Below are 21012 nucleotides of genomic sequence, written 5' to 3'. Positions count from 1 at the left end.
TTTTATTTTTTATTATTTTTAAGCCTTCAAACTTTTACATAATCTTTTAAGAAACTCTAATTTTGAAATATTTTCATCATTAACTTTTACCTTTATATATCCACAAATTTTCCAATTTTCTCGTGGATAGGATTTATCTTTTTCGGTTTTAAATTCATAGCCCATTTTTCTAAGTTTTGATTCTATGTCCTTCAACCTTGGATTGTTAACGCCCAATTCCTTTGGAACTTTTCTACCTTCTTTTCTACTCTTTTTAGCATCTATGTACGTTGGCCAGATTATAATTTCTTTTGTCCCTGAGTTATTGTTATCATTCTTAGATGCTATCATATTTTCACCTTATCCACTTTTCTTTAATGAACACATAGAATAGGATAGCTATCACGACAAATGATATTCCAAAAACTATCCAAAAACCATGTGGATCATCAATCAATGGCATATATTTGAAATTCATTCCGTAAATTCCGGTAATCCACATTGGAACGGCAAATAACGTTGTAACCATTGTTAAAATTTTCATAATTTGGTTCATTCGAATGTTTTCGAGTGATAGATTCATATCCATCATTGAAACAAGCAATTCCCTATACGTGGTTTCCATATCAATTAACTGCAAAATGTCGTAATACAGGTCTTCAAAATGCCACCTATCTTCCTGAGTAGTTATAGGAATATACTTCCTTTTTAAGACCGAAAGAACATCTTTGTTTGATACCAACGCCTTATGGAAGTAAACTAGCATTTTTCTAAGTTGAAGTGTTTCCTCAGTTATATTTCTATTATGACCTTGTAAAAGACTATCCTCCAATTCATCTAACTCATCTTCTAAATTAAGCAAGATTCTGGAATAACTTATAGTTATCTGATTCAAAAGGGTGTATATAAAAAAACCAATCCCCCTGTCAAGTAACATTTTAGGTTTTTTAGTTTTTAATAGGTTGCATAACCTCCCGATGGATTTTATTTTATCGGTATGTACTGTTAAGATCACATTGTCCTTTATAAATATACCGAAAGACGTTGTTGTAATATCCTCTTCAAAAAGTGGGGCTTTGAAAATTATAAGGTAGTAATCATCCTCTTCTTCAACCCTTGGAACCTCCTGTTCGTCAAGACCAAGCATTAGTTCTTCCACTTTTATATTTATTTTATCGGATAGCTTACGGAGCTCCTCATCAGATGGGGCATAGCAATCTATCCAGCAGAGGGCGTATTCTTTACTTAAATCGTCTAAATTCATTTTTTCAATGTTTTTACCATTGTACCCTATGACTTCTAGCATACTATCACATAAATATAATTAATGGGTTTGAGACTCAACTTTATCCCCAGACTCTGATTTAGGCTCGTAAAAGAGAATAGCCGAAATTATAATTAATATCGAAGTATAAGCTATAACATATACCATGACGTTGGCAAATTTGACGCTTTCATCAATCAAGAACATTGAAAATATCATCAAAATTTCTCTTGCCATAAATATGACTATAATTTTAAAGAAAATTCTCTTTAATAAACTAAGTACATTTTTACTTGTATGTATTATATCATCTATAAAACGTATTGTCACAAATATGAAAAGTCCAAGTGCTAAAGGATTGGCCATATAATTTAAAAATGTCCCAACGAATTTAACCAATTCCAAGCCTGCAGACATCTTATAAGAATAAATAATCCCAACAATTATTATTAATGAGCTTATAACATTACCAATTGGGGTAAGTTTTCCAACCTCTATTCCTTCTTTTCCTTCCTTGAATGATTTCTTTAAAGTCTCTGTTAGACTAACGCCCTCCGATAAAATATATAACCCTATTAGTCCTGCAATTATCCTCCAACCCAAATCTGCAAATACTGCATAGAGTATCATGGCAAATCCAACAGAGGTAAACAAAAACGGCACGTATTGGGACATGGTTTTTTTAATGAATTCCTGTATTAAGTAATAGGTGGATTCTAAAGATTCATTCTGTTTTACAACTATTCTTTTTTTCCATACAAATACTTCGTTGGATTCCAAATATTTTAAAACCAGTTCATCTTCTTTTCCATCTGAAACAAGATATATAAAAGTAGGTTCATATAAATACATTAAAAAATCAAGCTGTTCTTTTATTCGCATTGCACATCTTTCAGATTCAACATCCTTATCCCCTGAAATTGTGGCGATTTCCACATCCTTTCCTTCTTTTTTTAATTCATCGTAAAGTTTTACTCCGCCTAAAATGGAATTTACATCACTATCTCCTGGATCAGCTAAACCCAATTTTACAGCTGCATTTATATTATCTTCCATACCTAAAATAGGGGTTCTTATATTGCCTTTTCTACCGATATCATCATCCATATCAACAACAATAACAAGATATTTTTTAACATCTTTACCTTTAGGTACAACATCTTTAACAAAATTCATAATACCCCTAACAAATATTATTTTGAATATTATTCAAACATGAAACATGGCCTTAATAAAAATTCTTCGAGTTTGTGGCATCTTTTGAAGAACTTCTAAATATGGAGCTCTGCGAATGTTTGTCTTTGTTTATTTAAAATTATAATTAGATATTATATTGGTTTTAATTAATTTAACCTAAGTATGTGTGTCACATAATTGCAGTATGACTACATAAAGTATAACAAACAAGGTTATTAAAAACCCATAATTAATTCCTATTTCACACATTGATAACAGGGTAGCACCATATATGGAGTATATTCTAATATCTCCCTTTGTATATATTAACTTACTTATCAGACCCAATAAAAAGGCAAATATTACCCCGAAAATCCCAAAATCAAGGTAGATTGGTCCAAACATAGTTGAAGTTATATTATGACTATAGTTAAAAATAATATTCCCAATTAATGATTCTCCATTTGGATTAAAGGAAACCTTCCCAAGTAGTAGTTCAGGATAGTTTATAATCCTATCCAAAGTCATCAAGTCAAAGTATGCTCTATATGATAAAATTTCTATAAAATTAAGCTTCCAGGACTGGCCTGAAGATAAGAGTATCAACTTAGCCATTATTCCAAGTAACAACACAGAGGCAAAACCATATAAGATTATATGTTTTGGCGATATTCTACCTTTTCCATACTGATATATTAAAAATGCCGCCAGTAGTATAAGGACATTTGCCTTGTAGCCTAAGAGTATTAGTAGAACAAAAGCCACTAAAAAATACGGTACACCGCTTAAACCCCCATAAGTCAATGCTCCAGAGGAAATTAATCTAAGGGGATCAGCAGCTATATCCATACGCGTGGTATAATCTAATATTGGTATTGCACCATTTTGAACTACGATTAAAATAAAAGAAAATATCCCGACAAAAAATATTACATTATCCATCTTTTTTGAAGGATATGTTGCTACAAATAAGTGGATAATACCCAATACCGCCAAAGGATAAATTATGGCCAAAATTAAAGAATCTGACACCGCCATAACCCCATAAAATATCAAAAAGAATATTAAACTTCCAGATAAGTAAATGATGAACTCTCTTTTAATATTGGTGCCAATATTTGTAAAAAAAGGAATTGAAAAGCTTGCAATATATGTTAGAACAATAAAGAACATTTTTAAGATTAAAACTGGATTGAATTTATTAAAATACGGTACTGCAAGTAAAAATATGATTAAATGACCTGCTAAAACTATAAAAACTGGATTAAATAGGAACCTATCATCTACTTTTAATTTATTTTTTAGCATTTAAGACCCCTTTTATCAATGCATAAATGGATAGTACAAATCCAAACATGTAGAATAGGATAACATCAAGATCCAAAATTCCTGTTTCAATACCGACCAATAAATACGCTATTAAAATGGCATAAACCCCTAAATAAATACCTTTTAAATCCTCAGCTATTTTATAATACAAACCTAAAAATACACCCAAAATACCAAAATATGGGATAATTCCAAGGATTCCATAATCACCAATAACTGCCCCAAAAATTGTTGGAGTTATTGAAACACCCTGAACTCCGATACTTTTTGCAACAACCCCTCTTGCTCCAGGAGCCATTCCTAAATAGGAATAAATCGCACAATAATGAATTACCCCATTAAATACTCCATTAAAATTCTTAACAATAATATCAAAAATGCTCATTGTTAAATCTATTCTTGAAAGTATTGGATTTCCACCACTTCCTAATGTATAAAGCCTCAATATTGACATGGAGAGTAATACCAAAAATATTCCAAATGCCGAATATATCAATTCCTTTGTTTTTATTTTATTTAAATAATACATTACAAAAAGTATGGATAAAAATAATATCATAACATTTGTTCTATATCCTAAAAGCATAATCAGTGCTGAAAAAACCATGGAATATATTACAACCTTTATTCTGCTCATACTTAAATTTGATGCAACTACTATTGCCCAACCTAAAAGCATAAGATGAGATAGAGCGGTAAAAGGAACATTCAAAAATCTTCTTGAAGTCGGATCAAAGAGTGGAATATCCCTTACCCATAAAATATCAAAAAATATGAACAATATACCAATAAACATTAAAAATATCCCAAATATGTAATGTTTTGAATAATTTGGTTTATGTGCCAAAAATCTTCGATTTCCTGACTCATCTAAATTTAAAATATGATATAACCTCTCACCCACCATGAAAGATATATAAAAGAAAATTGCACTAAAAAGTGCTAAAAATCCTGAAAAAGATGATACCGTGGAAAATAAAATATATACGCACACCAATAATACAAATAAATGATGTGCTTTAATTTTTTCATTTAATTTCAAATTCCTTAAATCAGTTTTTAGGAGCTCCATGTTCATTCCTTTTTATTTTATTATAGTTTTAGACATAAAAACTTAACTTTACAATCATCATTGAGCGAATACTCAATCCTAAAATATACCTACTCGACGAAAACCTTTTAGGTTTTCGTGAGTTCGACAAAAACCTTTGGTTTTTGTGAATCGACAAATTCCCTTGGAATTTGTCTCGATCAGCGAATCCAAAGGATTCGCTTCGACTCAACGAAGTTGAGTAGGTATCGGGTTTGGATTCAAAACCTTTTTTAAAAGGTTTTGTCCTATACTATAATTATATTTTGTCATTCAAGGTAATGTATAAATAGCAAAATCCCCAGGATTTAGCCCGATATTTTTAGGTAATTCATCCGCGGTTTCATTTACAACTAAATATACGGTTATCTTTGAAGTGGCTATTTTCTCTGGTTTAATTATATTGTCCAGCATGTTTAACATTTCCAAATCCAATTTTCCATCTAAAAACAAGCCATTTTCAACGAATTTAATAGATAATTTATTTAAATCCAAATTTAACTTATTTTTTATGGATTGTTGTTCTGATGGTGCAAAAGTTTTTGAATCTACTGCAATTGAACTGCTAATATATGTTTTAAGTACTGTCATATTTGAATTTTCATAATTATTTTTTGTACTTTCTATTATGTCCCCAATTTCTTTAAATGAATTTCCTTCAATTGGGTTCATCTGATATTCAACTACAGTATTTCCCAAGGGTTTTAAAACTATCTTTTTAGCTGCTATATCTTCGATGTAAGCCATCTCTCCCCCTATTGTTATGGACTGGTTTTTATATACTGCAGTAAGAGTTCCTCCCCGAGCTCCCGTTATTAATACAATATCATTAAATTCTTCATTGGATGATGTCCATTTACCTTTTACATTGGCATACAATGGAAAATTTTTTTTCATTATTTTTTCAGAAATCCATGCACACTTATACATCTGGTCTCCATCAAACTCATAACTATTATTGCCATTGGAGCTTAAAAATTTATATGCCAGAGCTCCTGAAGTTATCAATATAGCAAGTAAAACTAAAATTTCAAGAATCCCTATTTTTCTCATGATATCCCTTTAAAATCGTCATATGAAAAACGAACAAATTTTATTTAAAAATATAATAATTTTCCTATATATATCCTTAATTATTAATATCCTTAATTCTTATATGGTGGTATGAATCAAATAGGTGGCTTTATAATTTTTATATTTAGGGAAATAGGATACTACAGTACGGTGAAAACATGAATTTAAAATATCCACTTATTGTCTTGACTATTCTTTTTATAATTTTAAACCCATTAAACGCAAAAACTGTTGTAGTTGCTTCTGACCAGGATAAATCACTGGCATGTCAACTATCCAATCATCTAAATGCATCATTGGTAATATTACCTTGGGGTTCCACGGATGTAAAATACTTAAATGAAATAAAAGCATTAAATCCCGATGAAGTAATAATTGTAGGTGGGAAAGCAGCAGTTCCTGAGATTTATAATTATGGGAATTATAAAAGATATTCTGGAAAAAATAGAGCTGAAACCGCTTATATGATACTATCAGATTTTTACAACATATCTTCATCAGGTGAATTGATATACTATCCATCAAAAAATGCTATTATAGAATTTATTGATGAAAAAAGGAATTGGAAGGTTATATCTGGAAATAGTGATATCAGTATCAGATGGTCAAAGTTCGTAGAAAATCAGCTTCCAAGAAGTAATGATATAGAAAACGAAACATTTTATGTATATGTTGGAAATATAAATAACAACCCAGGAATGAATGAATCATGGAATCATAGGGAAATCCCAGAAATAGTCTCATTCAGTCCTGCAGTTATACTATCAAACAACACTCTATTTATCACAGGAAGTGACGAAAATCTACCTATTACAATAGGCAGACTGTTTTCTAAGCAAGATATAGATTATTCATCCAGCGATTTTTTCAAGTTTATAATACTGTTGGCTATAACATTGGGGATATTTTATTCAATTATAAAAAGTAGATATTACTTATTTGGCGCAATTATAACTATACTGTGGATAATCCACTCATTCGATAAATTCTGCGTTGTATGGGATACATTACTTGTTTACCTCGATGGGGCACTTTCATTAACCTATCTTGGACATTATGAAACAATAATACATGGAAGAAATTTTCCAGGACTCTCGTACTGCCTGTATTTTTGGTTTAAACTATTCTCCCCAAGTATTCAAAGCATACTACTTTACCAGGTGTATCTATGTTTCATACTCATGAGTTTTGTATTCCTATACTTCAAAAAGAAAGAGCTCGGTTTAGCGGCATGGTTGATTCTATTAAGTATTCCACTATTCAGGGAGTATATTACTTGGTTTTCAACAGAATTAACATTTTTAGGTTTTATGGCTGTGATACTGTATGGTTTAAAGAATTCTAAAAACTCAAAATTAAATATCATTGTATTGTCCATAATAACATCAATATCAGCTTTGATACGTGTACACATTATGATTATACCTTTAATTTACCTAATATTCCAAAGAAATAAAAACGCATTGATATACAACATCCTGTCAATCTTACTTTATGTGATCCTCCTCAACCTAACATACGGGCAAGTTATGGGGTATTTAGATGAAATTTCCATCAAAGGAGGCATAACACTGGACCTTGTTATAAATAATATTCATTATTATCTACCAAAATTCATCCATCTCATGATAATTCCAATATTCATTTTAATATTGGAAATATGGAATAAAATGAAATTCAATAATTTCATGCTATTAACTGGAATAACATTTCTCATCATGCCGTTGTTATGGGTTGCACAGGACGAAAGGTACTTACTTCCATACATTTTTATCATCACAATGGCATGTATGGAGCCCTTAGAAAAGTTAGATTTAGAAAATATAAAAGATAAACTAAATAATATAAAAGTTAAATTAAGTTTGAATTAAAAAAGTTAGTATATTTTATTTTTTATTTATTAAATTCTTCAATTATTCTTTTTGCCACACTTTCTCCGTCTAACTTATAATATTTTAGGAGCTCGTCTGCTTTTCCAGATTTACCAAATTCATCATTTATTCCTATTCTTAGGAGCCTTTTGTTTAATCCTTTTGAAGCTATTACCTCAGCTATTGCTCCACCGAGTCCTCCTATTATGTTATGGTCTTCAAGTGAAACTATAAAGTCCTTTGAATTCAAGATAGCTTCTTCATCTATTGGTTTTATAGTGCTCATTGAAACTACTTCTGCAGCTATTCCATTTTCTTTCAATATTTCAGCAGCCTTTAAACCTTCAGGAACCATTTCCCCAGTGGCGATTATTGTTAAATCATTTCCTTCTTTTAGGATTCTTGCTTTTCCAAATTCGAACTTTGCATCCTCTTCACTTTCAAATATAACTTCAGTATCCCTTCTCGGCATTCTTACATAAACAGGTCCATTGTACTCTGCACACCATCTTATTACATTCTTTGTTTCGTAGTAGTCAGCAGGCGCTATAACCGCCATGTTCGGTATTGCCCTCAATATTGCAATATCTTCTGTCATCTGGTGGGAAGCCCCATCTTCTCCCACTGTAATTCCACTGTGTGTAGCTATTACTTTAACATTTAAATTTGGATATGCTACTGAGTTTCTTATTTGCTCCCATGCCCTTCCAGTGGCAAACATTGCAAACGTGGAGGCAAACACAATTTTTCCAGTTCTTGCTAAACCTGCAGCCATTCCAATCATATTTTGTTCTGCAATCCCTGCGTTGAAAAACCTTTCAGGGAATTCCTTTGCAAACATTGCTGATTTTGTAGAACCTGACAAATCGGCATCTAACACTACAATATTTTCATACTTTTTTCCCAATTCCACTAATGTTTCACCATAGGCATTCCTCATTCCTATCTTCTTTGACATGATTTCACCCAAATTAAATTTTAAAAGTTGCTGCTCTTCTAAGTTCATCTACCGCTTCTTTAACGTTTTCTTTTCCATATATTGCAGATGCTGCTATCAATGCATCAGCACCAGATTCAGCCACGGCCGGGGCGGTTTCCGTGTTTATACCTCCATCAACGAAGATTTTTGTGTCATAGCCTTCTCTAAGTATTCTGTTCTTTAAATCATCTATTTTTTTGAGCATTGGGTTTATAAACTTCTGCCCTGAAAATCCTGGCTCAACTGTCATTATTAAAACTCCGTAGAGCTCCCCTAAAATATATTCAATGTTGGTTATGGGAGTTGAAGGATTTAAAGCTACTATTGGCTTTGCACCATGTTCTTTTATTAAATTTATCGTTCTAAATGGGTATTTGCAGGATTCGATATGGAAGGATATCATATCTGCATCTTCTGCCAACTTGGGAATAAATAAATCTGGATTTTCAACCATTAAATGAACATCAACAGGTAGATCTGTCATTTTTTTGACATACTTTGTTAGACCAATTCCTAAACTTAAATTTGGAACAAAATGACCATCCATAATATCTGCGTGAATAAAGTTTACTCCAGCCTCTTCTGCCTTTTTAACTTCTTCTGCCAAATAACCAAAATCTGCAGAGAGTATTGATGCACCAATCATTACCATAAGATCACCGTTTATTAGATAGATGAATTGACCATATTGTCAACTATTCTAGCTCTTTTAACGCTTGTTCCAACTGCTCCTTATTTGGGGCTTTTCCATGGAATCCTACGTTATTTTCCATAAATGAAACGCCTTTACCCTTTACAGTATTTGCAATTATCATTTTAGGTCTTCCGTTTTTCATAGATTTAGCCTTTTCAACTGTGGCTATTATCTCTTCAAAGTTGTGACCATCTATTTCAAATACATCCCATTCAAATCCTTTAAATTTATTTTTTAACTCGCCTAAACACATAACATCTTCTGTACAGCCATCTATTTGTAACCTGTTTCTATCTACAAAACCAATTAAATTGTCCAATTTATAGTGGTACGCAGCCATTGCAGCTTCCCAAACCTGTCCTTCCTGACATTCTCCATCCCCTAGGAGAACATAAACATGATTATCCAATTTATCCAACTTGCATCCCAATGCTATCCCTACAGCAGATGAAAAACCGTGTCCTAATGAACCTGTATTTACTTCAATACCTGGAATTTCTATTGAAGGGTGACCTTGTAAAAGAGCTCCTAACTTTCTCAACTTCCAAAGTTCTTCCTTATCAAAATACCCCAATTCTGCAAGGGTTGCATATAATGCAGGACATGCATGTCCCTTACTGAGAACAAACCTATCTCTATTTTCCATTTTTGGATTTTTTGGATCGTGATTCATTATTTTGAAATAAAGAGCAACAATAATATCAGTAGCAGATAATGAACCTCCAGGATGTCCAGATTCTGCCAATCCAATCATCTTTACAATATTGTATCTAATTTTTTTAGCAATTTCTTTTAATTCAGAGATTTCTACGTTTTTATTCTCCATTTTATCACCCTATAGCCAAACAAATCAAAATAATAAAAATTTATCAGTCCTTTTTTAACCAGTCTTTTTTAGACTTTATGTATTTGGGTTCTTATCTTACCATCAATAAGATGAAAACAAAATATAAAAAAGTATTAGTATGAACCATTTATCGAATCCTTATATATAGTGATACTTTAAAAACAATAACTCTTAGATGTCACTACTTATAAATGTTTTTATAATTATTTTTTACAACCTTGGTTTTAATACTAATAAATCCCATAAATTAAAATTGCCTGTTCACAATTAACTATTTAGTTATATTTTAATTTAAATTAACACTGGCAAATAACAATTATCTATTAAAATTTAAGATAATTATTTATATATTTCGTGAAACGACTATATATGCATACAAAAGATTTAAATTGTTTTGGATTATACCTTTGGTAAATAATTAATGGGTGATTATATGAGTGTATTGACGCATCTAAAAATACTTTCATTGGAAAGGGGTATTTCAGGAAGAGAAGATAGAATAAGAAATTACATGGAAAAAGAACTTCAAACATCTTGTGATGAAGTTTTTACAGATAAATTTGGAAATTTAATTGCTAAAAAAGGTAACAAAGGCCCTAAGATAATGATCGCCGCTCACATGGATGAAATAGGGTTAATGGTAAAATACATAGACGATAAAGGATTCTTAAAGTTCACAAAAATAGGCGGAATAAACGACCAAATGTTGTTAAATCAGAAGGTAGTAGTTCATGGAAGTAAAGGAGATATAATCGGCGTTTTAGGTTCAAAACCACCTCATAAAATGAAAGAAAGTGAAAGAAACAAATTAATAAAATACGAAGACATGTTTATAGATATCGGGGCAAAGAACAGGGAAGAAGCCATTGAAATGGGTGTAGAGATAGGAACCTGGATTTCATTTAAAGCCGAATTTGACAGTCTTGGAAAAGATAGAATTACCTGTAAATCCTTTGATGACAGGGCAGGATGTGCAGTTCTTTTAGAAACTATGAATCAGATAAAAGATATGGACTTAAACTGCCAGGTTTATGCAGTCGGTACAGTTCAGGAAGAAGTAGGTTTAAAAGGAGCTAAAACTTCTGCTTTTGGAATAAATCCAGATGTTGCAATTGCCCTTGATGTAACCATATGTGGTGACCATCCAGGAATAAAAATGGAAGATGCTCCAGTTGAGCTCGGTAAAGGTCCTGTAGCCTGCATAGTGGATGCATCAGGTAGGGGTTTAATTACGCATCCAAAAGTCTTAAAAATGATTAAAGAAGTTTCTCAAAAGAATAAAATCCCTGTACAGTATGAAGTTGGGGAAGGCGGAACTACAGACGCTACAGCAATACACTTAACAAGGGATGGAATTCCAACAGGGGTAATTTCAGTACCTACAAGATATATCCACACACCTGTGGAAGTTATGGATGTAAATGATTTGGAAAAAACTGTAGAGCTCATAGTTTCATGTATAAAAGAGGTTGATAAATACTTCTAAGGGACCGCAGATGAAAAAGATATGGGTTCGTATGATGGTATATCCCCTCGGATACCTTATGTGGGGCGGGTTGATGTGGTATTCTCAGGCCATAACACCATTGGATCTAACAAATTATTTACTAAAAATTCCACTGTGCAATTCCATGTTCTATAATACCTTACAATCCCTGCCCTATAATATCATTTTATTTTTTAAAATAATCTATGTTTACGCCTTTACCATATGTATAATCGGGGGAATCGGATACTATTTAATAGTAAAAAGAGATTTTTTAAAATCTGATATAATATTGGTTGATTTGGTCATGGGGTGGTTCATAGCAGGATTGATATACACAATTTTTGTAGTTAAAGCCCCATTTCAAGTTGGTGTGGCTCACGATTTGGTAAACGAACGCTTTATGTGGATATTCACAAAACCAACTTACGAAATCCCATCACTACATACGGCCTATTCTGTTCTAATGGCATTACACTTTAAAAACGAACCCGGCAGCATAAAATACATCTTTTACCTGTTAGGTGTATTGATTCCAATTTCTACATTGATTATGGGACAGCATTGGGTTGTTGATGTTATTACAGGAATATTATTTGCATATTTCCTCTACAATCTACCAAAGGATATCCATTTAAAGATTTACAATATTTTGAATTATTTAAGTGGTGAATTTCATATTCACTCGCACCATGAGAATGAAGTAACTGAAAGTAAAAAGAAATAGATAGGCTCTGAAAATTAAAAAAATAAAAGATGATAGAGTATGAAAACGAAAATTACACAGGATACAAAGGGAATAGCTTGGAGCTGTATAATGTGCGGAAGATGTTGCGACTCTCCAACCGTTACAAAAAAGGATATTGCAAATATTGCAGGTCATTTGAAAATACCATTTGACGAAGTTGTAAAAAAATATCTAACATATTTTGATGGAATGAGGGGAGAAATAAAAGAAGTAAAAGGAAGGTGTATATTTTTAGGAGAAAATAAAAAATGTACGATCTATAAAGCCAGACCTTTGATTTGTAGAGTTAGACCTTATTCTCCCCAGTTAAAAAACAAAAAACCTGTTTTAACTTATGATGGATGGTTTTTAAATAACTGTCCAGGTCTGTTTATTGGAGAGCTCCCGGTTGAAGAAGAGTACTTAAAATATGGGGAAACCGTTATTAAATATTTAGATTTTGAAGAAAATACTCCTGAAGAGATGTTTATAGAAGCTAAGGAAAAGATGCAGAATAAATAATAAATTAAATAGGGCATAATTATAACCATATATAATTATCCCAATTAGGTGAGCTCATGATAAATTATGATTATAAATTTTTAAAGAGTAAAGGGTTTTTTGAAAATCAAAGGGAGTATGGTGAAGATGGTAAAGATATAATTGTCGATATAGATAATTATCTTGCATATGTTGAGGTAAGTGATAATAATGAAGTGGATGAATTAAAAAAATTAATTTCAGATAAATATCCAAGAATAGAAATGATTTATTTCTATTATCAAACAGATAATAAAATAAAAGTATTTAGGAGAACTGGGGGGGTTAAATGGTTTTATTACTCTGATGCCATATCAAAACCTGAAAGAAAAAAGGGCAAACAGGATAAACTTAAAAAATTCTCACCTGATAATGTGGATATATTATTTGATATTAAAGATGTAATGGATAAATTCTATAAGGATTTATGGACTCATAGGTTAGAAATGGCTAAAAGTATAACTGAACCGCTCACTGATAATGATAAATTATTCATTGCCCAACACTTTATTGATAGATTAGTATTTTTCTACTTTTTAGCACAATTAGGAATTATTAAAGTGGAGTATGGGGAAGAAAATTCGTATATTATATTGAATAAGAATAAAACAAAGGAGTTTTTTAAAGATTTAATTAAAAACTTAGATGATGAAGAGTTATGTAGTTTTTTAAATAAAATATTCTTTGAAGGATTTGGAAATGATAAGAATATTGAAGAAAAAAAATTAATCCCAATTTTATATAATGTTAAAAATATAGGTAAGATAATTGTTAGAGTTCCATACTTAAACGGTGGATTATATCGTGTAAAAAAATTTAACGGCATTGAAGAAACTAAAATAAAATTTAATGGAACTAAAAACTTAATAGAAACACTAAACAAATATAACTGGGTAATTGGAGAATATGCAGAAGAGGATGATGATTCAGTAGGTAGTTTAACACCAGAAGTAATGGGGCATGTTTATGAAAAGTTTGTTGTTGGTTTAGAGAATATTGGAGAAGTAAAATTAGATGAGATAAAAATTGATAAGGAAGTTAAAATAGGTAGGAAAAAAGTAGGTGCCTTCTATACTCCCGAAGAGATTACTAAGTATATTTCAGAAAATACTATTGTTCCATACTTATTTGATAAATTGGAAGTTAGCGAACAGTATAAAGATTTTGATGATTTTGTTGAAAATGCATCTTCTGATTTATTGAAAAAATCTTTGGAAACTCTAATCAATATTAAGATTTTAGACCCTGCATGTGGTAGCGGACACTTTTTAGTATGTGCAGGGGAGCTCTTATTTAATATGAAGAATGGTATTTGTGAAAAGTTGAAAAAGATAGATGAGTCATTTAGTAGAAAGTATAATACCTATGCCTATGATGAGGTTAAAAATATTATAGTGGATAATTTATATGGAGTAGATATTTGTGAGAATGCAGTTGAAATTGCTAAATTAAGGTTATGGTTGTGGTTGGTGAGCCAGTTAAAGGATGATTCTTCTGAATTAGAACCTTTACCTAATTTAGAGTATAATATCAAGTGTGGGAATAGTTTGATTGGTTGGGTTGATGAGTCCTTACAACCTACTTTAAAGTATGCTTATACTGATAAAATTGACGGGATTTTTAAGGGTTTAATCGCATTTTCTCAAAGTGTTGAAGAAAGAGAAGCGTTAAAAAAGGCTCGTGATTTACTTAAATTAATGAAGGGGAATATTTTAGATAATTATGTTGAAACATTACATATTCTTTATAAGATTTATAGGGTGAGCTCTGGTTATAAGGCAATTCAATTAAAGGAAATTTTAGATGATATTCGGAAAGTTATTTATAATAGTGTGAATCCTGCTTTCTTGAATTATATTAATAGTGAAATTAAAAGTAAGAGTAAAAAAATCGTTGATGATGATTTTGAAAGTTTAAACCCATTTCATTGGAGGGTAGATTTTGGATTTATTATTAAAGAAGGTTTTGATGTTATAATTGGTAACCCTCCTTATGGTAATATATTAATGGATATTGAAAAAAAGATTTTAGAAAAAGGAAAAATATTGGATGTAATTAAAACTGATAAAAAAGGAAAAGGAACAAAGAATACTGCTGCATTATTTATCGAAAGGAGCAAATACTTATTAAAAAACAGCGGGTATTTAGGATTCATAGTTCCAAAAGCAATTTTGTACGTGTCTGAGTGGGAAAAGACGAGAAAATTCCTATTGGAAAAAGTCAATATTAAACGGGTTGTGGATAATGGCAAAGCGTTCAAAGATGTTAAATTAGAAATGGCCAATATAATTTTTAAAAATGGTAATGGCTGTAAAAATGCCGATAATGTTGTTGTTCATAGTTTATATCTTTATAATTATACCAAATACTCCACCCGTCCATACTCCATTGATATGAAATATCTTACCAGCAAAAGATTTGTTACTGAGATGGATGAGGAAAAAGAAAAAATAGTATCCACCATTTTAAAAGATTCTGTATTGTTGGGCGATATTTCGGAGAATTATAAGGGATTGTCAGTAAATAATAAAGTTTCCAGTGAAAAAACTGAAAATTCGGTTGAAATATTGAGAGGAAATGATATTCAGAGATATTATTTGCGTTCAAAATCGTATATTGACAAAAAATATTTAGAAAATATTAATTTTAAGGGTTCAAACCTACAATTTCAGGAAATACTTGCCCATATACAAAATCCAAGACCCCATATAAAAATAACTGGAGTTTATTTAGAAAAACCATTATTAAACCTAAATACTATTACAAATGTCAAATTAATATCCGATGAATTTGACGATAAATACTTATTATTGCTTCTTCATTCAGAATTAATTAATTGGTATGTGTATAAATATATATACATTAATTCAGTAAGAACCATGCACTTTTCTGGGTCATATATAGAGGATATTCCAATTAAGTTATCAGATAATCAAGATATGTTTGTTAAATTATGCAATTGCCTTATACTATTAAATCAAGCAGAATATGGAGATAAATATAGTGAAATAATAACTTATATTGAAGATATAGCAAACCTCTTAATATATGAGCTCTACTTGGGGGAGGTTATTGGTTATGAATTAACTAAGTTATTAAGTGGGAAAATATTAAAACTTGGAGATATATCGTCGATTGAAGAATTTATTTTAGAGTTAAAAGATAATCAAGATATTCAAAGAATAATGAATAATATAAAAAACAATAATTATGTTAAAATCATAATGGGGGGTTATTGTAATGACTCAAAGTAGATTCGAACACGGATCTGAAAATAATGAAATGGAGTTGTTTAAATTGTCCCTGGATTATTTGGAGGGGTGTAAGGATTTTAAAGGAATTAAAAATCTAATTGAGAAATACGATAAAATTAAAACCGATAAGGAGGATATGCAACATCCCAATAAAGATATATCTGTAAAATTTAAGGATACAACGAAACCAATTATTATGGAACTTCAACATTCCTCCATAGATGATTTTAGAAAATATGGGGATATAAGATTAGATTATGTCTCAGCATACATTCCTTATATTAAAATTTGGGGTTTAAAAAATTTCAATGAGAAAATAAATAATAAAAAAATAACAATTAAAAAATGGGGAAAGTTGAAAGAATGTGATGCAGATATTTTAATATATATTATTTGTGAATATGAAGATAGCACCAAGATATATAAAAATATTGATAAAATTTTAATATTGGATGTAAAAGAATTACAAAATAATTTGAATTATTGGGAGAATGCCTATGGATATAATCTAAAAACAAATAATAAAAAGGATGAATGCTGGGGCTCAGCGTTTATCCCTGTACCTGAGGATAATAAAGTGTTACAGCAATGCAAAATTAAGTCATTACAGGATTTAAAAACAAACTTTTTATAAACTCAGGATAATTTTTTAAGTTAAATAATTAATTGATTAATAATTACTATTTTAATTTTTTTAAGTAGTCGGGATACTTTTAATTTTTTTAGATAAAGATGATTAACTGTTTTTTTACAGTTTTAGGTGGATTAACAATATTTGGTGGAGGAATTGAATTAATAAAGCATCATGTATTTAAAATAAATAAAAATGTGGGTAAAAAACTGGTAGAAATAAATGAAAAAATAAAAAAGAAAACAATTGATATATTGAAATATTTAAAAAATAATATTTTAATTAAATATTTTCCCAAATTTTGCAATTTTGATAATGGTTAGACGAACAGGAAAAAGACGAATTAATAAATTTATTCAAAAAATAGATGAATATATTATTAAAATGTGGAAGTATATATTTAGTATATTAAATTATACCTCATATAAAACATCTGATGTTAATGATGATTTAAATGTGTAAGCTTTAAATATATATATTAAGGTGAGCTCATGCAGTCTCTTCAAGTAGAGCCAATATACAACAATAAACCAAATATTATTCCCAACGAGGACACAGTATTAAACTTATTCAAATCAAAAATTAGAGACGCACTAACAAATAACAAGGAACTATCAATATACTGTGCAGTAGGGTTCTTCTTTTTTAACGGTTTATCGGAATTAATCGAAGATTTAAAAAAATTATACAATAAAAACCTATTAAAAGAATTTAAACTCATAATGGGGCGGGAAACAACATACGATACAAAGGAAATATTGAAATTAATTAAAAATGATGCTACAAACTTAACCAATGAAGATTATCAATTTTTAAAAGAATTATATGATAAAAACATTTTTCAATTTAAAATTTACACGGATAAACGATTTCACATTAAATTATACATTTTTAAAGCAAATGACATTATAGAAGATGTTTATGCAGGAAGTGCAAACCTTACAAGAGCAGGATTAACTAACAATATAGAATTAGTAGTACCAACAGGAACATCAAGCATTGAACGGAAAAATTACGAATTATTCTTTAATGCTTTATGGGATAATGCCACTGATGAATTAGAAGAATTAAAAACAATAGACATTATCAAACAAGGAGCAACAGTAAAAGCCATATACTTACCACCAAAGGAATTCTTTTCAAACTTAATTAAAATAATGGATAAAGAATACTTATTATCAAACCCTTCAGTAGAAATTGGATATTTAGCGGAATTTCAAAAAATGAGTTATTATTACTGTTTAGAAAAACTCCATGAGTACGGTGGATGCATACTATCCAACTCCGTAGGTTTAGGAAAAACCGATGTTTCCTGTGCAATAGCAAAATACTATAATGAAATGAATAAAAAAATACTAATAATTCATCCTCCCAATGTGAAACACCAATGGACGGAAACCTTAAAAAAAGTAGGATTAAACCCAAATAAAGATGTTAAATTATTATCAATGGGAGTACTACAAAATAGGGATTTTAACCCATATGATTACGATAATAATTATGATTTAATAATTATTGATGAGGCTCACAATTTTAGGAATAGGAGCTCTAACAGAAGGAAAAATTTAGATGAGCTCATAAAAATAAACCAAAATAATCATACTTTGTTAGTATCTGCAACGCCAATTAATACTTCATTGGATAATTACATTAGTTTGATTGAATTATTCACTCTTAAACCGTTATATTATGGAAAATTTGAGAATACTGGTATTTTAACTAAAATAAACATTGCTAAAAAATATGTTAAGAATAAAGATACAATAAATGCTATTAGTGTAGTAAGGGAGTTAATTAAGGAATTTACTGTAAGGATTGAATGGATTGATGTAATCAGTCATTTTAAAGAGGATTTGCTTAAAATTGCAGGTGTTACTGATTTTGAAATGCCAGAAGTCCGGCCAGTAGAGTATAATTACAATAAGGATATTATTCAGGCGGTTTTTGATAGGGTAATACCTTATTTGGAACACTTAAATTATGAATACGCTAAATTGTGGGGGGATGAAGGATACGAAGAAAGTAAGAACTTAATCTTTTGGTATAAGTGGAGATTGTATAAACGATTAGAAAGTAGTATTCATGCCTTTAAAACAAGTTTAGAATTATTTGTCCAAAGAAATGAGTATTTATTAACTGCCTTTGAAGATATAAACAGGAAGAAATTAGTAAAGACTGGTGCTGAAAGATTATTTACTAACGATAGGCTGGAAACAATATTTTCAACATACGAATCATTAGATGAAGATACAAAAAAGAAGATAATAGAGAATATAGAGAAAGATATTGATATTACTAAAATTATGCTGGAAAGAGTAAATAGTATAGAGGAATTATTAAAAAAAGATGATAAAGTTAAAGAATTAGTTAAAATCCTTAAAAAAGAGAATAAACCTGCAATTATATTTTCAGAATCAAAGGATACGGTGTTATATCTTAGAAGTAAATTAGAATCTGCTGGTTTTAATAAGATAGAAGTGGCTTATGGTGGAAGCAAAGGAGGTAAAATAAATAAAAAGAAAATCCAAGAATTATTCAATAAAGGAATATATGATATTCTAATTACTACGGATAGTTTAAGCGAGGGGGTTAATCTTCCAAGGGCAGATATTGTCATAAACTTTGATTTACCATATAACCCTGTTAGATTGATTCAAAGAGCAGGGCGTGCTATCAGATTGAATAATCCAAAGCATATTAGAGTATATAATTTCAAACCTGATGATAGTATTGATAAGGAGTTAGAGCTCTGTGATAAGTTGAAGGAGAGGGTTGAGAATATTGCTGTTACGGTTGGTTTGGAGTTTTTAATTTGGGCTGTTGAGCAGAAGAAAGTTGATAAGTTTTCAGATGAGAATAGGGATATTATTTATGGATGCATTAAAGAGTGGAAGAATAAATTGGCTAGCTCAAGTCTTGGTGATTTGCAGAAGAGTATTAGTAGTACGGTTAATAGGGAGGATAAGGTTTTAAGGGAGTACATTAATCAGTATAATATTTCAAAAGAAAGCGTTCTCCTTTATTATAAAAAATATGGAAAATCTATTTACACTTCCTTAAATAGTGATGAGGATGATTATTTTATTGTATTGAAGTATAGGAATAATAATCATTATTGTGGAGGGTTATCCTATCACCCAATTGAGTACAAAACACCATTAACTGATGATGATTTTGATGTAATAAATAAGATGGTTAATGATAGGATTAATGATATAGATACCAAGTTCATGCAGTCTAAAAATAGGAATGATAAACTCTCTAACGAGATTAAGAGATTGTGTAGGAATTGTAGCCCTAAAATAAGGAGATTATTAATAAATGATGGTAAATTAAATACTTTACCTCGTGCTGATAAGGAGAAGATTATTAAATTATTAGAAGAATATAATAATATTCCAGATTTAATAAGGAACACCGAAAATGAAATCTCAAAATTAATCAAAGAATTGAATAAAATTTTAAATAAGGGTGAATCTATTCAAACTACTATTGATAATTTGGCTAAACCTGAAATTGTTGCAATTATTAAGTATAGGATGAATGAAAATATAAGTTAATCATGGGGGAATCTCTATCACTTCAAAATTATGTGGAAGTATGGGATAATATTAGATGGTGTTAGGAGCTCCTAACTCCAAAGGGGAAAAAGTATGAAATTTTTTAATAGATAAAAAGAGATAACTAAATTAGCAAAACGTCCTGTTTGATACTGGGATACACAAAGTTTCATCACAGTGTGGACATTTAACTGTAACTTTATCTAATTCATAATTCTCTTCAAATGGTTTTTTACAGTATGGGCAGAACCAGATTTTTTTACCGTCTTTTTCACATGCTCCTACTTCCCCAACTGTTGGATATTTTTTAAATGTTACATCACTATTTTCATCCCTATATTTGAAAAACATCTTTATCAATTCTAGATATATCTCAACTGCATCATCATTTACACACTTTTCATCGCCACATCTGGGACACTTCATAATTATCACCTAAAAAATTATTAATATAATAATGTTAACATAGCATATATAAAGTTAATATGATTTATAATATTTATAATCGTTT

Annotated in this window: 17 protein-coding genes; 7 read left to right on the top strand and 10 right to left on the bottom strand. The window is 30.2% G+C overall.

Going from position 1 to position 21012, the window contains the following annotated elements:
• Positions 1 to 18 precede the first annotated feature (18 nt).
• From F555_RS0108145 to F555_RS0108120, 6 genes are all read right to left on the bottom strand, one after another.
• Complete coding sequence (locus F555_RS0108145; RefSeq protein WP_018154731.1) at positions 19 to 330, bottom strand: signal recognition particle subunit SRP19/SEC65 family protein; 312 nt, start codon at positions 328 to 330, stop codon at positions 19 to 21.
• Between the two features lie 4 nt (positions 331 to 334).
• Positions 335 to 1285 carry a magnesium/cobalt transporter CorA gene (corA, locus tag F555_RS0108140; RefSeq protein ID WP_018154730.1) on the bottom strand — a complete coding sequence of 317 codons (951 nt, stop codon included), beginning with the start codon at positions 1283 to 1285 and terminating at the stop codon, positions 335 to 337.
• Positions 1286 to 1303: 18 nt separating this feature from the next.
• Positions 1304 to 2419: a DUF373 family protein gene (locus F555_RS0108135; RefSeq protein WP_018154729.1), complete on the bottom strand. Its 1116-nt coding sequence runs from the start codon at positions 2417 to 2419 to the stop codon at positions 1304 to 1306.
• Positions 2420 to 2596: 177 nt separating this feature from the next.
• The gene (locus tag F555_RS0108130; RefSeq protein ID WP_018154728.1) at positions 2597 to 3727 is read right to left on the bottom strand and encodes a hypothetical protein; all 1131 of its coding nucleotides are present in this window, start codon (positions 3725 to 3727) and stop codon (positions 2597 to 2599) included.
• Entirely contained in the window at positions 3714 to 4820 is a 1107-nt protein-coding gene (locus F555_RS0108125) for an oligosaccharide repeat unit polymerase family protein (RefSeq protein ID WP_018154727.1), read from the bottom strand. Before F555_RS0108125 ends, F555_RS0108130 begins: the two co-directional genes overlap by 14 nt.
• Positions 4821 to 5111: 291 nt before the next feature.
• A complete protein-coding gene (locus F555_RS0108120) occupies positions 5112 to 5891 on the bottom strand; it encodes a TrmB family transcriptional regulator sugar-binding domain-containing protein (RefSeq protein ID WP_018154726.1) in 780 nt (259 codons plus the stop codon).
• A gap of 179 nt (positions 5892 to 6070) precedes the next feature.
• On the opposite strand from F555_RS0108120, the gene F555_RS0108115 reads away from it, so the two are divergent.
• Positions 6071 to 7783: a cell wall-binding repeat-containing protein gene (locus F555_RS0108115; protein WP_018154725.1), complete on the top strand. Its 1713-nt coding sequence runs from the start codon at positions 6071 to 6073 to the stop codon at positions 7781 to 7783.
• Between the two features lie 22 nt (positions 7784 to 7805).
• Here the strand turns inward: F555_RS0108115 and F555_RS0108110 are convergent, their stop codons facing one another.
• Genes F555_RS0108110 through F555_RS0108100 form a run of 3 tightly spaced genes read right to left on the bottom strand, consistent with a single transcriptional unit; the run spans position 7806 to position 10282 of the window.
• Positions 7806 to 8741 carry a transketolase family protein gene (locus F555_RS0108110; RefSeq protein ID WP_018154724.1) on the bottom strand — a complete coding sequence of 312 codons (936 nt, stop codon included), beginning with the start codon at positions 8739 to 8741 and terminating at the stop codon, positions 7806 to 7808.
• 13 nt (positions 8742 to 8754) lie between these two features.
• Positions 8755 to 9414, bottom strand: coding sequence for a ribulose-phosphate 3-epimerase (gene rpe / locus F555_RS0108105; protein ID WP_018154723.1), 660 nt, complete (start codon positions 9412 to 9414; stop codon positions 8755 to 8757).
• 43 nt (positions 9415 to 9457) lie between these two features.
• A complete protein-coding gene (locus F555_RS0108100; protein ID WP_018154722.1) occupies positions 9458 to 10282 on the bottom strand; it encodes a transketolase in 825 nt (274 codons plus the stop codon).
• Between the two features lie 454 nt (positions 10283 to 10736).
• On the opposite strand from F555_RS0108100, the gene F555_RS0108095 reads away from it, so the two are divergent.
• The 6 genes from F555_RS0108095 to F555_RS0108065 all read left to right on the top strand — a co-directional run bounded on the left by F555_RS0108095 (position 10737) and on the right by F555_RS0108065 (position 20501).
• A complete protein-coding gene (locus tag F555_RS0108095; protein WP_018154721.1) occupies positions 10737 to 11789 on the top strand; it encodes a M42 family metallopeptidase in 1053 nt (350 codons plus the stop codon).
• Between the two features lie 73 nt (positions 11790 to 11862).
• Positions 11863 to 12516 carry a phosphatase PAP2 family protein gene (locus F555_RS0108090; RefSeq protein WP_018154720.1) on the top strand — a complete coding sequence of 218 codons (654 nt, stop codon included), beginning with the start codon at positions 11863 to 11865 and terminating at the stop codon, positions 12514 to 12516.
• Positions 12517 to 12555: 39 nt separating this feature from the next.
• A complete protein-coding gene (locus F555_RS0108085) occupies positions 12556 to 13038 on the top strand; it encodes a YkgJ family cysteine cluster protein (RefSeq protein ID WP_018154719.1) in 483 nt (160 codons plus the stop codon).
• Positions 13039 to 13094: 56 nt separating this feature from the next.
• On the top strand, positions 13095 to 16310 hold the full coding sequence (locus tag F555_RS0108080; RefSeq protein ID WP_018154718.1) for an Eco57I restriction-modification methylase domain-containing protein: 3216 nt from the start codon (positions 13095 to 13097) through the stop codon (positions 16308 to 16310).
• On the top strand, positions 16297 to 16944 hold the full coding sequence (locus F555_RS0108075) for a hypothetical protein (protein WP_018154717.1): 648 nt from the start codon (positions 16297 to 16299) through the stop codon (positions 16942 to 16944). The genes F555_RS0108080 and F555_RS0108075 overlap by 14 nt, the downstream gene beginning before the upstream one ends.
• A 488-nt stretch (positions 16945 to 17432) precedes the next feature.
• Positions 17433 to 20501: a helicase-related protein gene (locus F555_RS0108065; RefSeq protein ID WP_018154715.1), complete on the top strand. Its 3069-nt coding sequence runs from the start codon at positions 17433 to 17435 to the stop codon at positions 20499 to 20501.
• Positions 20502 to 20630: 129 nt separating this feature from the next.
• Here F555_RS0108065 and F555_RS0108060 read toward each other — a convergent pair whose 3' ends face one another.
• Positions 20631 to 20927 carry a hypothetical protein gene (locus F555_RS0108060; protein ID WP_018154714.1) on the bottom strand — a complete coding sequence of 99 codons (297 nt, stop codon included), beginning with the start codon at positions 20925 to 20927 and terminating at the stop codon, positions 20631 to 20633.
• Positions 20928 to 21012: the final 85 nt, after the last annotated feature.

Source organism: Methanothermococcus thermolithotrophicus DSM 2095 (genome assembly GCF_000376965.1).
Classification (GTDB): domain Archaea; phylum AGJL01; class Methanococci; order Methanococcales; family Methanococcaceae; genus Methanothermococcus; species Methanothermococcus thermolithotrophicus.
This window is presented reverse-complemented; position numbering and strand designations above follow the sequence as displayed.

Excerpts from the sequence above, each read along its gene's own strand:
- corA (WP_018154730.1), bottom strand. The coding sequence starts at position 1,285 with ATGCTAGAAGTCATAGGGTACAATGGTAAAAACATTGAAAAAATGAAT.
- F555_RS0108120 (WP_018154726.1), bottom strand. The coding sequence starts at position 5,891 with ATGAGAAAAATAGGGATTCTTGAAATTTTAGTTTTACTTGCTATATTG.
- F555_RS0108100 (WP_018154722.1), bottom strand. The coding sequence starts at position 10,282 with ATGGAGAATAAAAACGTAGAAATCTCTGAATTAAAAGAAATTGCTAAA.
- F555_RS0108130 (WP_018154728.1), bottom strand. The coding sequence starts at position 3,727 with ATGCTAAAAAATAAATTAAAAGTAGATGATAGGTTCCTATTTAATCCA.
- rpe (WP_018154723.1), bottom strand. The coding sequence starts at position 9,414 with ATGGTAATGATTGGTGCATCAATACTCTCTGCAGATTTTGGTTATTTG.
- F555_RS0108060 (WP_018154714.1), bottom strand. The coding sequence starts at position 20,927 with ATGAAGTGTCCCAGATGTGGCGATGAAAAGTGTGTAAATGATGATGCA.
- F555_RS0108065 (WP_018154715.1), top strand. The coding sequence starts at position 17,433 with ATGCAGTCTCTTCAAGTAGAGCCAATATACAACAATAAACCAAATATT.
- F555_RS0108115 (WP_018154725.1), top strand. The coding sequence starts at position 6,071 with ATGAATTTAAAATATCCACTTATTGTCTTGACTATTCTTTTTATAATT.
- F555_RS0108085 (WP_018154719.1), top strand. The coding sequence starts at position 12,556 with ATGAAAACGAAAATTACACAGGATACAAAGGGAATAGCTTGGAGCTGT.
- F555_RS0108090 (WP_018154720.1), top strand. The coding sequence starts at position 11,863 with ATGTGGTATTCTCAGGCCATAACACCATTGGATCTAACAAATTATTTA.
- F555_RS0108095 (WP_018154721.1), top strand. The coding sequence starts at position 10,737 with ATGAGTGTATTGACGCATCTAAAAATACTTTCATTGGAAAGGGGTATT.
- F555_RS0108080 (WP_018154718.1), top strand. The coding sequence starts at position 13,095 with ATGATAAATTATGATTATAAATTTTTAAAGAGTAAAGGGTTTTTTGAA.
- F555_RS0108110 (WP_018154724.1), bottom strand. The coding sequence starts at position 8,741 with ATGTCAAAGAAGATAGGAATGAGGAATGCCTATGGTGAAACATTAGTG.
- F555_RS0108145 (WP_018154731.1), bottom strand. The coding sequence starts at position 330 with ATGATAGCATCTAAGAATGATAACAATAACTCAGGGACAAAAGAAATT.
- F555_RS0108125 (WP_018154727.1), bottom strand. The coding sequence starts at position 4,820 with ATGGAGCTCCTAAAAACTGATTTAAGGAATTTGAAATTAAATGAAAAA.
- F555_RS0108075 (WP_018154717.1), top strand. The coding sequence starts at position 16,297 with ATGACTCAAAGTAGATTCGAACACGGATCTGAAAATAATGAAATGGAG.
- F555_RS0108135 (WP_018154729.1), bottom strand. The coding sequence starts at position 2,419 with ATGAATTTTGTTAAAGATGTTGTACCTAAAGGTAAAGATGTTAAAAAA.